Source organism: Flavobacterium sp. CF108 (assembly GCF_900129795.1).
GTDB lineage: Bacteria > Bacteroidota > Bacteroidia > Flavobacteriales > Flavobacteriaceae > Flavobacterium.
Genome location: NZ_FQWW01000011.1, coordinates 55,822 through 72,351 on the forward strand (window position 1 = coordinate 55,822; position 16,530 = coordinate 72,351).

Genomic DNA, 16,530 nt, shown 5'->3' on the forward strand with positions numbered 1-16,530 from the left:
CTTTTTATTGCTGCAAATTTTGTTTGTCATTGTGATAATCGGAATGAGTCTATTGCTTTTCTACTTTCTCTAACATTAACCTTAAAACCAAAAAATGAATGTTTACAGACGAACAAATTAAATCGTTTAGATGGTATTTACTAGTATCTTTTTTACTGGCAAGTATCATGATGAGTGCACAGGAACGAAAAGTTACAGGAAAAGTAACTTCGAGCGAAGATTTACTCGGTTTACCTGGTGCAAATGTCTATATCAAGAATTCTTCTGTTGGAGCAACTACTGATATGGATGGAAATTATACCGTTTTTGTTTCTGAGAAAAATGCTGTTTTAGTATTCAATTTCGTAGGATATCAAAGCGTTGAAATTCCGGTTGGAAACAAAACTGCCATCAATGTAAGTTTAAAACCAGATACTAAAAATCTTGAAGAAGTAATTGTTGTAGGTTATGGAACTCGTAAAAAGAGCGACATTACAGGTTCAGTTTCTTCTGTAACGGCAAAAGAATTGACTGCTTATCCACTTTTAAATGCAGAACAAGCTTTACAAGGTCGTGCAGCGGGGGTTTCGGTACAAAGTAATAATGGTGGTGAGCCGGGTGCGCCTGTAAAAATCAGGGTTCGTGGCGGGACTTCAATTAATGCGAGCGGAGATGCTCTTATAGTTGTAGACGGTTTTGCAGGAGTTTCTATGCCAGCTCCACAGGATATTGCTTCTATTGAGGTTTTAAAAGATGCTTCGGCAACTGCAATTTACGGATCAAGAGGTTCAAACGGGGTTATTATGGTTACCACTAAAAAAGGTAAACCAGGAAAACCGGTAATTGAATTCAGCAACTCTACTTCTATTCAAACTGTAAACAATAAACTGGATTTATTAGATGCAGATCAGTTTGCAGCGTACAGAAAAAGTTTTACAACGCATACACAAGGTCCTGCAAACACAGACTGGCAGGATGTTATTTATCGTGACGGAATGATTTCGAATACACAATTATCATTTTCTGGCGGATCTGATACTGTGAAATATTATGTTTCCGGAACTTATTTCAACCAAAATGGTGTTGTAATTAATTCAGGAATTGACAGATATACGATTGTTGCTAATCTTGAAGCTGATTTATCCCCAAAATTTAAAGTGGGTTTAAATACTTTTACAAGTAAACAAAACAAAGACGGAATTGTGAGCCAGACTGGAGCTGGAGGAACTGGAGCTGCGGGTGTAATTGCATCGGCTTACCGTTTTATGCCAGACAAAGGAATTTATAATGAAGACGGAACGTATACAACAACAGCGCCAATTGGTGATGACATTGACAACCCGTATGCAACGGCGATGGAAAATATTCTGGAAACAGTTTCTATTGTAAACAGAAACAATTTCTTTGCACAATACAAAATCACTAAAGATTTAGATTTTAAAACGACTTTAGGTTTAACGGATAACAACTCTCAAACGGGAAGATTTATTCCTTCAACTTTAATTGCCGGAAAAAATATTAAAGGAGAAGCTTCTGTAAACAACACTCGTTTTTCTTCTTTCTTAACAGAGAATTATTTGACTTTTAAACGTGAAATTATCGAAAAAGGAGTTTTAACGGTTCTTGGAGGTTACTCTTACCAAAAAAACAAAAACGAAAGTTCATACGCAGCTTCAAGAGGTTTTTTAACAAATACGAATTCATATAGAAATCTTGGTGCGGGAACTGTATTCTTAAAACCAGATTCTAATTTATCTGAAACTGAATTAATCTCTGCTTTCGGAAGGTTGAATTTTGATTATGATGATAAGTATTTACTAACTTTTACTGCCAGACGAGATGGTTCTTCAAGCTTTAGTAAAAACTACAAATACGGAACTTTTCCTTCTGGAGCAATTGGATGGAATATTGGTAAAGAAAATTTCTTAAAAGACAACAAAACAATTTCTAATCTTAAATTGAGAGCAAGTTACGGAGCAACAGGAAATCCATCAATTGGTGCCTACTCTACTTTATCAAGATTCTCTGAAATTTATGATGTGAGCGGTGACGTTATTGTAAATGCGGTTCAATTGACATCTTTGGATAATCCGAATTTGAAATGGGAAACTTCATACCAACAAGATTACGGAATTGATTTAGGTTTATTTGATAACAGAATCAGCATTACGGCAGATTACTACAAAACGATCACGAAAGATTTATTATTCAACAGACCGCTTCCGGGAGTTTCTGGAATTGCTTCTCAGCTTCAAAACGTTGGAGAATTAGAAAACAAAGGATGGGAATTAGGTATTAATTCTAAAAACTTTATTGGTCAGGATTTTACATGGAATACAAGTTTTAATATTTCTTCAAACAAAAACAAGGTATTAAAATTAGCTGATAATAAAGATTTATTGATCAACTCAACTCCAGGTCACTTTTTGGCAACAGAATCTCAAATTTTGAGAGTTGGTGAGCCGGTTGGTTCTTTCTTCGGATTTATTTATGATGGTGTAATTCAGCAGGGAGAAACTGTTTTACCAGGAAACTTTGAAACTACTCCGGGTGGTGAAAAATTCAGGGATTACAATGGTGACGGAAAATTAGATTCACAAGATAAAACGATTATTGGAAACCCAAATCCTGATTTCATCTTTGGTTTAAACAATGATTTCACGTATAAAAATCTTGATTTGAATATTTTCTTCCAAGGTTCAGAAGGCGGACAGATCCTAAACTATACTTTAATGGAATTAGCATCTGGAAACAACAATGCTACAACAGAAGTTTTAGATTCCTGGACGCCGACAAATACAGATACAAATGTTCCTAAAAATGCTGCAAGAACGAAAAGAGTTACGTCAAGATTTGTTTATGACGGAAGTTACATCCGTTTAAAAAACATCTCTTTAGGATATAGTTTAGATGAGAAAGTTGTTTCTAAATTCGGATTAAGCAAACTTCGTTTTTACATCAGTGCACAAAACCTTTGGACTATTACTGATTATCCGGGAACTGACCCTGAAACGAGTTACTTAAACGACAACAACTCAAGAAGTAATACCAATTTAGGATTGGATTATGGAGGTTATCCAAACGTGAGAACGTTTACAATGGGTCTAAACGTAAAATTCTAACAATAAAAATATCATGAAAAAATATATAGCTTTTCTTTTCTTGGGAACACTTACTTTTTTTGCATGTTCTGATTTAGAAGAACATCCGGTGGGGGTCATTCGTCCAGAAAACTTTTTCAATAATACCGATGATTTACAGGCAGCTGTAAACGGGGCTTTTGCTAACATTGCACATAACAATTATTGGGGACGAGAATTTACAATTGCCTTAATGCTACGCGACGATATGTCTGACATTGGCGATAGAACTACACAAGCCGCACGTATCGATGTAAACGATATGAGCATGAACGATACAAATGCGCTTGTTGCTAACTTTTGGCCACAATCGTATGTTATCATTACAGCCGCAAATCAGGCTATTGAAGGTGCTAAAAAAACGCCGGGAGATCCTGCAAAAGTAAACGCAATTGTAGCTCAGGCTTATTTTGCTAGAGCTTTTACTTACTATCATTTAGTACGTCTTTTTGGAGATATTCCATACATTGATTTTGTGGTGAATGATGTTTCTCAGGTAAACTCTATCAGTAAAACAAAAGAAGCAGATGTTTATCCAAAAATTATTGCCGATTTAGAATTTGCAAAACAATGGCTGGATGACAAACCAAAAGTAAAAGCGGTTCCGGGAAAAGGTACTGCAGCAGGATATTTAGCTTCTGTTTATTTAACTTTGGGTCAATATCAAAAAGCCTATGACGAAGCAAAATATGTGATTACAAACGAAACAAAATTTGGTTTAGGTCTTGATGCAGATTTTCAGGATTTATTTAACGCTACAAAAGCAGCTTCGTTAAAAGAACCATTATTTACAGTAGATTTTAATAACTTAACATCTGGAAATTACGGTCAGGATTATACCGCGTTTTTTACAGGTTCATTAAAAGATGACAGTTACAGTTATGGACAAGGATTTTCGGTTGCCGTTCCTTCATTAAAAGTGTTTAATACTTGGGATCAAAGAGATTACAGAAGAGCAGTAAGTTTTGATACTATTATTAGAAAGAAAACTGGTCCGGGCGGATCATTGCAGGTTTATCCTTCAAGCGATAACGAAAAAGCGCCTCGTCCGCATATTGCAAAATATTTCCGTTTTCCGGGAAAAGCAGGTGCAAACGGAAGAACTTCTCAGCACAACTATATTACAATGCGTTATGCCGAAGTTTTATTGACAGCAGCAGAAGCTTTAAACGAAATTAATCCGGGAACTGCAGAAGCCGATGGTTATGTAAACCGAGTTCGTGCAAGAGCAAGAAATAAAGGCGGAAGACTAGTTTCTTTCCCAGCAAATGTAACACCTGGTTTGTCAAAAGCTGATTTCAAAAAAATGGTTATTGACGAAAGAAGATTAGAATTAGCTTTTGAATATATCAGATGGTATGATATCAAAAGATTGAAAAATGGCCCTGAAGTATTTGGTCCTGCTGGTTTAGAACCGCATGCGAATTTTGATCCAAACAAAGATTATTTATGGCCATTGCCGGGAACAGAATTGGCAATAAATCCAAATTTAAAACCAAATAATCCTGGTTATTAATTTAGCATAATTATGGAACGCGGGTTTGACGGATTCGCTTCTCGAAAACGCGGATAAAACGGATTTTAAAATATAGTTTTATCTTAAAAAAAATCTGCGGAAATCAGCGTTTTCGCGAAAGCGAATCCGTAAAATCCGCGTCTAAAAACAAAGTCTAGAAACTAAAAATTAGATTAATTAGTAAGTATGAATAAAGTTAGTTTCATTTTAATCCTTGGGTTTGCATCGCTGGTAACAGCGTGCAAGTCCGGGATTAATTCTCAAACAAAAAGCACTGCAGCGGCAAATAATTTACTGGAAACGCGTTACAAAATGTTACTCGATTATCCGGTTGATTCTCTGTCGATGCCAAGAAGTATGAATATCAAAACCAATGAGATTCGCAAAGTCCCTTCAAGAGACTGGACAAGCGGTTTTTTTGCCGGAAATCTTTGGCAGTTATACCGATTGACTGGCGATTCAAAATATAAAGAACAAGCTCAAAAATGGACTCCTTTCAGCAAAAAGGAAAGTGTTAACAGTAATTCGCATGACGTAGGTTTTAAAGTGTTTTGCAGTTTCGGAGAAGCGCTGAAAGTGGAAAACAAGAAAGAGTACGAAGCGGTAATTATTAAAGGCGCCGAAACTTTATGCACAAGGTTTAATCCTAAAGTAGGTTCCATTCGTTCCTGGGATTTTAACAAAGAGATTTGGGATTATCCGGTTATCATCGATAATATGATGAATCTGGAATTGCTTTTTGAAGCATCTAAAATATCCGGAAATCCGAAATATCGTGATGTAGCCATTCAGCACGCTAATACGACTTTAAAAAATCAATTTAGAGAAGACAACAGCTGTTATCACGTAATTGATTATAATCCGAATACAGGTGAAGTTAGAAAGAAAACTACTTTACAAGGTTTTAACGACGATTCGGTTTGGGCACGCGGACAAGGCTGGGCAGTTTACGGATTTACAATGTCGTACCGATACACAAAAGATCCTGCCTATTTAAAACAAGCTGAAGCAACAGCAAAGTTTTTTATGACGAATAAAAACCTGCCGGAAGACGGAATTCCGTATTGGGATTTAAAAGATCCTAGTATTCCAAATTCGCCGCGAGATGTTTCTGCCGCAATGGTAATGGCGTCAGGATTATATGAATTGTACAGTTATACAAAAAATAAAAGTTATCTGGCTTTCGCCGATAAACTAATAGCATCGGTTCAAACTGATAAATATATTTTAGATTCTAAAATCAAGGCTCCTTTTCTATTTGATCACAGCACAGGAAACTGGCCAAAACACGACGAAATTGACGAACCAATAATCTACGCCGACTATTATTTTCTGGAAGCGTTACTTAGAAAAAAGTAACAAAGGTACAGAGGTACAAAGCGACAAAGGTTTTCAGCCTTTGAACCTATGAACCTTTGAGCCTTTGTCCCTTTGAACCTTTGAACCTTTGAACCTAAACACACATGAAGAATTATCAAAACAATACATTTTCAATTTTTGCGCTTTTTGTTTTTTTTCAGATTTGTCTGAGCAGCAGTTTTGCTCAGACAAAGATGAATTTAAACGATAACTGGCTGTATCTTGAAAATCATACTTCAAATCTTACCGAAGCTCAAAAGGCTTCAAACTGGACTTCGCTAAATTTACCACATACCTGGAACGCCGAAGATGCAACCGATTTATACCCGGGTTATCGACGTGACGCAAGCTGGTATCAAAAGAAATTAAATATTCCGCAAATTGATAAAAACAAAGTGTATTCGTTATACTTTGAAGGTTCAAATATTACAACAAAAGTGTATGTAAACGGAAAAGAAGCCGGCGGGCACATTGGCGGTTATATTGGCTTTTCTATAGACATTACCAACTTTATTAAAGAAGGAAACAACGATATTTTTGTTCGTGTTGATAATAGTTACGACATCGAAATTATTCCGTCTCAAAAAAGTGATTTCTTTATTTATGGCGGAATCACACGCGATGTCTGGTTCGTTTCGAAATACAAAAACCATATTGATAATTTGAAGATTACAACTCCTGAAGTTTCGGCTAAAAGTGCTTCGGTACAAATTGTTTCTTCTTTTGTAAATGTTGATAATTCAAAAGATTTATCGTTAACCGTAACACTTAAAAATCCGAAAGGAAAAAAAGTAGCAAGTAAAACTATTTCTGTTTCAGATAAAACTTCGACAATCACTTTCGAAAACATCAAAAACCCAGAACTTTGGGATACCGAAAAACCAAATTTATATTCCTTAACGGCTGTTTTATCTGAAAAAAATCAAATTAAAGACAGCGTTTCTGAGAAAGTAGGTTTTAGATGGTTTGAGTTTAAAGATCACGGTCCTTTCTATTTAAACGGAAAACGTTTATTGATTCGCGGAACACATCGCCATGAAGAACAAGCCGGAGTTGGCGCTGCCATGAGCAACGCGCAGCATTGGGCCGACATGAAATCGATAAAAGATATGGGTGCTAACTTTGTTCGTTTAGCACATTATCCGCAAGATCCTGAAATTTACAAAGCTTGTGATGAACTTGGACTTTTAGTTTGGGATGAATTACCGTGGTGCCGCGGCGGAATTGGTGATGAACTTTGGCAGACGAATACTAAAAACATGCTTAAAGAAATTATCAATCAAAATTACAATCATCCGAGTATTATAATCTGGTCGCTTGGAAATGAAATGAACTGGCTTCCTGATTTTCCAAACGGAGACAATACCGAAAAAACAAATGTCTTTTTAACGGAACTAAACGACATTGCGCATAAACTGGACCCAACCAGAAAAACGGCCATTAGAAAATATTATGAAGGTTCGCATATTGTGGATGTCTTCTCTCCTTCTATCTGGTCTGGATGGTATTCAGGAAGTTACAAAAGCTACCAAAAAGCAATTGATGTTTACAAAAAAGAATACAAACATTTCATTCACGCTGAATATGGCGGAGACAGCCACGTTGGGCGTCACAGTGAAAATCCGGTAACAGGAGAAAATGTTATTAAAGCGGAAGGCTGGGAAGAAGCAATTGTACAAACTAAAGTTGCGAATATTGCCCAAATTGGTGATTGGAGCGAAAATTATATCGTTGATTTATTTGACTGGCACTTGCATATATCCGAGAATGACCAAAATTTTGTGGGAAATGTACAATGGGCATTTAAGGATTTTGCAACGCCTTTACGTCCGGAAGATGATATTCCGTACATGAATCAAAAAGGATTGGTTGATCGAAACGGAAATCCTAAAGATGCGTATTATGTTTTTAAAAGTTATTGGGGCAAAGAGCCTTTCGCCTACATAGAATCGCATACGTGGACAGAACGTCAAGGTCCTGAAAATACACCAAGAACAATCAATGTTTTTAGTAATTGCGAAAAAGTTACCTTATTCCACGACGGAAAATCTCTTGGAGAAAAGCTAAGAAATCTTTCGCTGTATCCTGCAAACGGACTAACTTGGGATGTCAATTTTAAAAAAGGAGAAAATGTTTTAGTTGCTGTTGGTAAAAATAAAGACGGCAAAACGGTTTCTGATACGATTAAGGTTAATTATCGTTTCAATAAAAATGACACGGCTTCGTCTTTACAATTGTCTTCAGAGAAACTAAAAAATGGTAATTATCTGGTTACGGCAATTGCGATTGATAATAACAATTTACGCTGCTTAGATTATGAAGAAAGTGTTTATTTTCAATGTTTAAAAGGTGGAAAAACTTTGAAGAATCAAGGAACACCAACCGGAAGTGAATCGATTAAAATGGCAAACGGAAAAGCTTCTATTGAAGTTATTCCTGATGGTTCTAATGATCCTATTGAAATGACGGCGCTGAACCAAAGTTTTAAAGGGGAATATTTGAAAATTCCTGTTGAATAAGATTTCTAGCCGCTAAGACACAAAGTTTTTGCCACAGATTAAAAGGATTAAAAAGATTTTAAAAAAGTTCCGTTAGGAACTACATATCGGTAGCAACGGATGAAATCCGTTGAAAAATGAATATTATGCCCATAAATAATGTTCCGTAGGAACTATACATATTACACAAACAAAGATTACAAAAAATGAAAAAAATTCTAACACTATTATTCCTGACAACGTTCGCTGCCGGACAATCGCAAGGTTTAATTTCAAACGTTCCAAACCGAAACACAACCTCTTTAAACGGCGTTTGGAATTATATTGTTGATCCATATCAAACAGGCTTTTACAGTTTTCACCTTGATCAATACGACAAACAGGAAAAACCGGCAAAAGGCGCATTTTTCACTAATTATCACGCGGCAAACAAACAGGAATTAGTAGAATATGATTTTGATAAATCGCCAACAATAAATATTCCGGGCGACTGGAATTCGCAGGTTACGGAACTAAAATATTACGAAGGAAATGTTTGGTTCAAAAAATCTTTTGATTACAATTTGGCCGCTAATAAACGTCTTTTTGTGTATTTGGGAGCCATCAATTACAAAGCCGATGTTTATTTAAACGGAAAAAAACTGGGAACTCACGAAGGCGGTTTTACTCCGTTTAATTATGAAGTTACCACGATTGTAAAACCAAAAGACAATTATTTGGTTATTAAAGTAGACAATACACGCCATAAAGAAGATGTCCCAACAGTTAATACGGATTGGTGGAATTATGGCGGAATTACGCGCGATGTAACTTTAATTGAAGAAGAATCTGCATTTATTGAAGATTACACCATTCAGCTTAAAAAAAATAATGCCAATATTATTTCTGGTTTTATCAAAATCAATAATTTGAATCCTACGCAAAATCAGGCTTCTATTTCTATTCCAGAATTAAAGATCAATTACAAAGGAAAAATTGGCGCTGACGGAATTTTGAATTTTGAAATTCCAGCTAAAAAGATTTCGTATTGGTCACCGGAAAATCCAAAATTATATGATGTTACAATCGATTTTAACGGAAAGAAATTAAATGATAAAATTGGTTTTAGAACGATTGAAACACAGGAAGACAAAATTTTATTAAACGGAAAACAGGTCTTTTTAAGAGGAATTTCGATTCATGAAGAAAATGCAAAAGGCGGACGTGCAAATTCTCAGGAAGATGCTTTACGTTTATTAAACTGGGCAAAAGAATTAGGTTGTAATTATGTTCGTTTGGCGCATTATCCGCATAACAAAAACATTATTAGAGAGGCTGATAAAATGGGATTAATGGTTTGGGAAGAAATTCCGGTTTACTGGACAGTTGAATTCACCAATAAAAATACGTATCAAAATGCCCAAGATCAGTTAACTGCTGCCATTACAAGAGATAAAAACAGAGCGAGTATCGTGATTTGGTCTATGGCAAATGAAACTCCTGTTTCTGACGCAAGAAACACTTTTATCACGAATTTGGTAACGCATACAAAATCATTGGATAATACAAGATTAATCAGTGCGGCTTTATTAACGCGTAACGGAAAAATTGACGATGAAATTGGTAAATCACTTGATATTATTGCTTTCAACCAATATTTAGGCTGGTACGGCGGTAATCTTGAAAATGCTGAAAAAACATTCTGGACTACACCATACAACAAACCTGTTTTTGTTTCTGAATTTGGAGGTGATGCTAAAGCAGGATTTCACGGAGATAAAACCGAACGCTGGACAGAAGAATATCAGGAATATTTATACATCCAGAATTTAAAAATGATTGAAAAAATCCCTCATCTAAGCGGATTGAGTCCGTGGATTTTAGTTGATTTCAGATCGCCAAAAAGATTACTTCCGGGTATTCAGGACGGTTACAATCGTAAAGGTTTAATCTCAAACGATGGTGAAAAGAAGAAAGCTTTTTACATTATGCAGAATTGGTACGATAAAAAGAAAAAAGAAGAAAAGTAAATTAAGAACCATTACCAATTCATTAACAAAAAACAAACTGTATTTATATGATTTTTCTTCATTATTAACTTACTTTGTAGTAATTCTAAAAATTGTAACCTTATGAAAAAATTTTATTTAATGGCAGTTACTTTATTTGCTGCCTTTACAGTTCAAGCTCAAGATATAGTAAAATTTGCTCCGCTTGATGCAAGTCCGGTTGATATTTCTTATTTCCCAAACAAAGCTGTTAAATTCAAAAAAACAGACAATCCTAGTCCGGTTGTAAAAGTTATCTACGCAAGACCTTCTGCAAAAGGGAGAACTATTTTTGGTGACGTTGTGAAATTCGGAGAAATCTGGAGAGTTGGTGCTAATGAAAATACAGAAATTAAATTTTACAAAGCAGTAACAATTGGCGGAAAAAATATTCCAGCTGGATATTACAGTTTATTTGCTATTCCTGAAAAAGACAAATGGACTATCATTATCAATAAAGAATTAGATTTATGGGGCGGTTATGCTTATGACGAAAGCAAAGACGTGGTAAGAGTTTCTGTTCCGGTTAAATCTGTAAACGAAACTATCGAAGCTTTATCAATCGCTTTTACAACTCAAGGTAATATAGCTAATCTAGTTATTGGATGGGATAAAACTACGGTTGAATTGCCTATTACGGTTAAATAATTGTTTACGATTATAAACTATATACAAAGAGACACTAATTTAAATTAAGTGTCTCTTTTTTTTGCTTTTATAAGAGTCAATTATACCATAACTAACTATTAATTAACTAACCATAAACCAAAAAGAATGAAAAAAACCACTTTACTTTTATTTTTTTTATTATCCGTTTTTTACGGCTATTCTCAGCAAAAATTTAAAATTACATATGAACAATTAAAAGAGTATGAAGGTATTTATGAATATGAAAATAATACCACGCTTCAAATTGCTGCATCACCAAAAGATACTATTTTATATGCTATCATTAATGAAAGTAAGTATTCATTAAAACCTCATGAGAAAGATATTTTCCTGAATATGTCAAAAGAAAAAGTAACTTTTATCAGAAATAATACTGCTTCGATTACGGGTTATACTTCTGATGGAAAAACCTTCAAATTAATTAGTAAAAAAGTCGTTTTCCCGAAAGAAATGTGGTATCCAAGACTTAATGCTTCTAAAGATTATAAATATGTATATCAGCAGCCTAAAAAAGATCTTGATGGTTTAGTAACCGGGAATTTGGATCAGTCTGGTTTGGACAAAGCATTATTAAATGAAATGATGCAAAAAATTGTTAACGGAACTTATCCTAACGTTCACAGCGTTTTAATTATTAAAGATGGGAAACTGGTTTTTGAAGAATACTTTTATGAGTACAACAAAACCAAACTTCATGAAATTCGTTCGGCTACAAAAAGCTTTGTCTCGGCACTTACAGGAATTGCTATAGATAAGGGATTTATCAAAAGCAAAAATGAAACGGTACTTTCCTTTTTTCCTGATTATACGTTTAAAAACCTTACTTCTGATAAAAGACAGATTACGATTGAAAACCTTTTAACCAATCAAAGCGGACTTGATTGTGATGTGAGCAATCCAAAGTCAGTTGGGAATGAAACTACTATGAACTATTCTGATGACTGGATACAATTTACCTTAGATCTTCCGATGATAGATGTTCCGGGCGGCAAAGGAATGTATTGTTCCGGAAATCCTATAACATTGGGAAAAATCATTGAAAGAGCAACAAAAATACCTTTACCTGAATTTGCCAAACAGACTCTTTTTAAAGATTTGGGCATTAAAAATTTTAAATGGAATTTTAAACCCGATGCATCGAGTGCCGAAACTTTCTGTCAGGTTTATTTGAATTCAAGAGATATGGCAAAATTAGGAATGCTGTATCTTAATAAAGGGGTTTGGAACGGGAAACAAGTAATATCTAAAGACTGGGTTCAGGAATCCTTAACAAAACATTCTGTTGTGCAAGGCGTGAATTATGGTTATTTATGGTGGCTAAAATACCTGAATGTTGATGGTGTTCGATATGATGGAAAAGCTGCCCAAGGTAACGGCGGCCAGAAAATTTATATTTGGGAAGATCAAAATATGATAACCGTAATTACTGGCGGAAATTATAACTCACAATCACCAAGCGATGAATTGATTCAAAAATATATCCTGCCATCTTTCAATAAAAAAAAGTAAGCAATGATTAGTTATTAATGGTTAATTGTAAATGGTTAATTACCAACTAACATTTACAATTCACAATTAAGCAATTATTTTATCCAGCGTAATTGGCAAGTCTCTAACACGTTTTCCGGTTGCATTAAAAACAGCATTAGCAATTGCAGGTGCCATTCCAACCAAAGCCGTTTCCCCCCTGCTGGCTCGAGCGTCTCGCTCGTGCGCGCGAGGGTTATATCATTATTTAATTCTCTCATAAACTCTTTTCGGTATTTTATTCAAATCTTTGCCTTGAGATTTCATTAATGAAATGTATTTTAAATACGATTTTTTTGCATTTTCATTGTCATCAAATCCCCATTGTGCATCTCCTAAATTTAAATAAGCGACAACTCTATCTGGAGAAAAGTTTACAATATCTAAAAGGATTATTCTGGCTTCATTAAAATTTCCGCCTTCAATTAAATTATATGCACCATCATTATAAATAGTAATATTTTTATTCGAAATCGGGTAAGCTTTTAAAATATCTGCAATCTTATAAATATCGAGTTGCATTAATTTTTCCTTATTAGAGATGTCATAAAGTGAAACAGTGCTTTTATTAGTTGTTTTGCTAAATTGTTCGACAATATTATTAAAATCAAAATCTTTAATTGATACCGCTATTTGTTGAACTACTTTTTCTTCGCCACTTGATGAACTTCTGTAATAGGTTATTGAATTAGAAAACCAATTATTTTCTTTTTTTAGAAAATCAATGTCCATTGAATTTTGTCCACTTATAAACGTTAATGGAATTCCTTTGCTTGAATTATGCCTAATTTTAACAATACAATTTTCAAAACATCTTTCAAAAAGTAAACTTCCTTTTTTACTTTCTAGCGATATACAATTGTCATCTTCAATAAGAAGAGTTATGTTTTCATTTTTGATGACAAGAGAATCATTAACAGTATCTCCAACATCATCACTTGAAATGCAATCTGTTTTTGTCCCTTTTACAATCCTTATATTTTTCAGATTCAAATTATTAATAAAATATCTAACAATTTTAGTGTTTTCATTATTTTGAATTTCCCATTTTGATATTCCTTTCTTTTTATCTACCCAAATAAATCTATAGTAAGACTTTTCTAATTTATCGATAAATAAAGTTGTTCTAGCTTCGTCTTGTTTTACATGATCAATTTTAGAATTTGAATCTTCCATTATTCCTTTTTCAAAAATTGAATCGTTGGAAACCTTTATGCTTTCTCCATCATAACCACAATCTACTATTGCAAATTCATTATTTTTTTGCTGAACTTCTTGCCAAGTTCCTACATAATCTTCGTTGCTATCTAGAGATTTACAGCATATTACTATGCTTAATAAAAATATAATTAATACTAATTTTTTCATCCTTTTTTGTTATTTCTTATTTGTGTAACTGTATAAATATGATTTGTATAAGCGGTTTTTCCTTTTAATGAATAATTTGAAGTGTCGAGATAAAGGCGATTATCACTGCTTGTTCCTTTACTTTTATTACGAGTGCCTACATCGTAAAATCTGTAATATACTTTTCCATTTTCACATGATTTTCCAATGATTACTACAAAATGGTCGGTTGTTCCCTCATTTAATTTTCCTCCTTTATAATTTAAGGCATGATCTACTCCGACCTGAACCGGATTTCCTTCTTTTAATTGCAAATCCAAATATTTAATTCCTCTTTTAGACTCTTCAGTATTTATTACTAATAAAGTATGGTTACTATTTTCTAATGCAGTCTGAAATTTATTTGTAGGAGATGTTGAAGTCAATCCTTGCTTATTTAATATATCATCACAAGTTTTTTTGCAAGCTACATTTTGTGCATCAATACCACCCCATTTTGAGTCAAATTGAGTTTGCCATTCTACTTTGTCGGTTAAGTCATAATGGCTAACTTTACATTTTGGACAGTTATCTGAGGTAATATTTATGCTCTTTTTGCTTACACAATCAAAAGGAAATTTAAATATCTTTTTCAATTCTCTCCATGCTATTTCTCTATCTTTATAACCATTTATTGATGAACTTTTTGTTGCTCCTGGATAGTTAATTAGTCTAGAAGTATCAAAAATGCTGTCTTTATCAGCGTACTCGTTTATTCCAGTTTTTTTCCAATACCAAGCACCTGTATCTGCGGAAATATTTAAATCATCTGCGACCTTTTCATAATTACTGATTATATCTATTCCAGTTTCTTTTTTATATTTTTTATAATTGTCTTCCCAAGTCAAATGTTGAAATCCTCTTCCTCTATAAGGATCATATCTAAAACCAGAAGTTCCTTTTCCTTCACGGGTTGCAGTAAAATACATTGTTTCGACATACATATTTGCAAGAAAATGTATTTTTCTTGCGCATGTTGTTATTTCATATTTCTTAAATGCTTTGTTTATAGCTTCGGCAAATTTTTCAAATGTTCTGTCTGATTTTGGAACATTTGAATATAAATAGAATAATTTATCACTATGAAAAAAAGTTATTGTTTTCCCATCGTAGAAGGTATTATCTCTAATGTTTTTTACCATTTTACTAAGTTCATCCACAGTTATATCTCTGTTACAATAACATTTTCCTTTTGATTCCTGTTTCTTTTCCTTTTTATCCTCAACATCAACCTTCAAAACCTTATTAGTAACTTCAACAGGATCTTGTTTAAAAACAGTAGCATCAACATCTACAACTACGCTTTTGATAAAATCATGTGTCTGCAAAACTTCGATTTCGGCAAATAATTCCTGCTCGTTTCCTTCAGCCCAATTGCTTCCGCCTAAACTTCTAGGTATAGTATCTAATGGTACCGTTACTGTATGAAGGTCAGATTTAATAGTGAAATTATCAGTAAACAACAGGTCATGGCTAACCAAATCTTCATCGTATAATTTAAGGCGAACTTCTTTTCCTGTTAATCCTGTAGAATTTATACAGACTTTAATTTGTTTTTCTTTAAACACACCTTTAATCTGATGTCCGGCAGTATCTGTAATATGTACAGCGTTAATTTTGCCTTTTACAGCTTTTGGGGCAGTAGGCTTCTGTGAATCATTTCTGGGTTTCTGCTCTGCAGGTTTGTTTTTAACAGATTGCTGTGGAGTTGTTTTTCCTTTGTATGGGGCAACTGGCGTTTCAAGCGCATTTACATTGATATTATTGCTGGCTATTTTACCATCGTTGTACTCTGCGGTTACATAAAACTCATGAATTTTATCTTTTTCGTGACCTCCTCTTTCAGCAATTTTTGCAAAACTTGGCTTTAATAAAAAATCAACATTTGCCTTTCCGAATTTTACAATTCCCGAAAGTATTTCTATAAAGTTTTTTTCATTGGCTTTATTATGCCCGGCGCCTTTTACATCATCTTCCCACATAGTAACAGATACTCTGCGTTTTTCCATGTTCAGACAAAATATCCTTGCTTTAACGGTTTGTCCGTATGATAAATGCCCGTTTATTTTGGCTCCGTTTTTATCTAATAATTCGATATGATCAATTTTTGGTTTTGCAGAAAGTGGTTTTATATCAAGTTGGGCTACTTTGTCGCCTTTTCTTGCCAAAATACGAATACCATTTCTTGTCAGGCTTTTTTCCAAAAAAGTGTAAGAAACCTTATTTCCTCTCTTATCATTCTCTTTTGTTTTTCGCCATTTACCCAATTCTAATACATAAACTTCCCAACTAACAGGATTATAAGAAAAGTTATTTTCTTCACTGAAAGTACTACTTGGAACTTTCTCAAAAAAATCACTTACAGCATATATTTCTAGAACTCCAACTACAGGGTTTGGATTCCCTATTATTTTAAAATCTGACATGAT

The 16,530-nt window shown here is 34.0% G+C and carries 9 protein-coding genes; 7 read left to right on the plus strand and 2 right to left on the minus strand.

The genetic code is table 11. The features are described from left to right. The first annotated feature begins 98 nt into the window (after positions 1 to 98). From BUE10_RS22565 to BUE10_RS22595, 7 genes are all read left to right on the plus strand, one after another. Entirely contained in the window at positions 99 to 3,101 is a 3,003-nt protein-coding gene (locus BUE10_RS22565; protein WP_073489257.1) for a SusC/RagA family TonB-linked outer membrane protein, read from the plus strand. A gap of 13 nt (positions 3,102 to 3,114) precedes the next feature. Next, positions 3,115 to 4,635 (plus strand): RagB/SusD family nutrient uptake outer membrane protein, encoded by a 1,521-nt coding sequence (locus BUE10_RS22570; protein WP_073489259.1) that lies wholly within the window; start codon positions 3,115 to 3,117, stop codon positions 4,633 to 4,635. A 186-nt stretch (positions 4,636 to 4,821) separates the two neighbouring features. Next, a complete protein-coding gene (locus BUE10_RS22575; protein ID WP_073489261.1) occupies positions 4,822 to 5,994 on the plus strand; it encodes a glycoside hydrolase family 88 protein in 1,173 nt (390 codons plus the stop codon). 194 nt (positions 5,995 to 6,188) lie between these two features. Then, on the plus strand, positions 6,189 to 8,513 hold the full coding sequence (locus BUE10_RS22580; protein WP_234984794.1) for a glycoside hydrolase family 2 protein: 2,325 nt from the start codon (positions 6,189 to 6,191) through the stop codon (positions 8,511 to 8,513). A gap of 185 nt (positions 8,514 to 8,698) precedes the next feature. After that, positions 8,699 to 10,501, plus strand: a complete 1,803-nt coding sequence (locus tag BUE10_RS22585; protein WP_073489265.1) for a glycoside hydrolase family 2 protein — start codon at positions 8,699 to 8,701, stop codon at positions 10,499 to 10,501. 102 nt (positions 10,502 to 10,603) lie between these two features. Continuing rightward, on the plus strand, positions 10,604 to 11,167 hold the full coding sequence (locus BUE10_RS22590; RefSeq protein ID WP_073489267.1) for a DUF2911 domain-containing protein: 564 nt from the start codon (positions 10,604 to 10,606) through the stop codon (positions 11,165 to 11,167). 126 nt (positions 11,168 to 11,293) lie between these two features. Beyond that, complete coding sequence (locus tag BUE10_RS22595) at positions 11,294 to 12,697, plus strand: serine hydrolase domain-containing protein (RefSeq protein ID WP_073489269.1); 1,404 nt, start codon at positions 11,294 to 11,296, stop codon at positions 12,695 to 12,697. Between the two features lie 222 nt (positions 12,698 to 12,919). Here BUE10_RS22595 and BUE10_RS22600 read toward each other — a convergent pair whose 3' ends face one another. Next, positions 12,920 to 14,083, minus strand: a complete 1,164-nt coding sequence (locus tag BUE10_RS22600) for a tetratricopeptide repeat protein (protein ID WP_073489271.1) — start codon at positions 14,081 to 14,083, stop codon at positions 12,920 to 12,922. Beyond that, a complete protein-coding gene (locus BUE10_RS22605; protein WP_073489273.1) occupies positions 14,080 to 16,527 on the minus strand; it encodes a glycoside hydrolase family 19 protein in 2,448 nt (815 codons plus the stop codon). The genes BUE10_RS22600 and BUE10_RS22605 overlap by 4 nt, the downstream gene beginning before the upstream one ends. Positions 16,528 to 16,530 lie beyond the last annotated feature (3 nt).

What these genes read in the sequence shown, in the direction of transcription:
- BUE10_RS22565 (WP_073489257.1), top strand. Translation starts at nt 99, where the DNA reads ATGTTTACAGACGAACAAATTAAATCGTTTAGATGGTATTTACTAGTA.
- BUE10_RS22570 (WP_073489259.1), top strand. Translation starts at nt 3,115, where the DNA reads ATGAAAAAATATATAGCTTTTCTTTTCTTGGGAACACTTACTTTTTTT.
- BUE10_RS22575 (WP_073489261.1), top strand. Translation starts at nt 4,822, where the DNA reads ATGAATAAAGTTAGTTTCATTTTAATCCTTGGGTTTGCATCGCTGGTA.
- BUE10_RS22580 (WP_234984794.1), top strand. Translation starts at nt 6,189, where the DNA reads ATGAATTTAAACGATAACTGGCTGTATCTTGAAAATCATACTTCAAAT.
- BUE10_RS22585 (WP_073489265.1), top strand. Translation starts at nt 8,699, where the DNA reads ATGAAAAAAATTCTAACACTATTATTCCTGACAACGTTCGCTGCCGGA.
- BUE10_RS22590 (WP_073489267.1), top strand. Translation starts at nt 10,604, where the DNA reads ATGAAAAAATTTTATTTAATGGCAGTTACTTTATTTGCTGCCTTTACA.
- BUE10_RS22595 (WP_073489269.1), top strand. Translation starts at nt 11,294, where the DNA reads ATGAAAAAAACCACTTTACTTTTATTTTTTTTATTATCCGTTTTTTAC.
- BUE10_RS22600 (WP_073489271.1), bottom strand. Translation starts at nt 14,083, where the DNA reads ATGAAAAAATTAGTATTAATTATATTTTTATTAAGCATAGTAATATGC.
- BUE10_RS22605 (WP_073489273.1), bottom strand. Translation starts at nt 16,527, where the DNA reads ATGTCAGATTTTAAAATAATAGGGAATCCAAACCCTGTAGTTGGAGTT.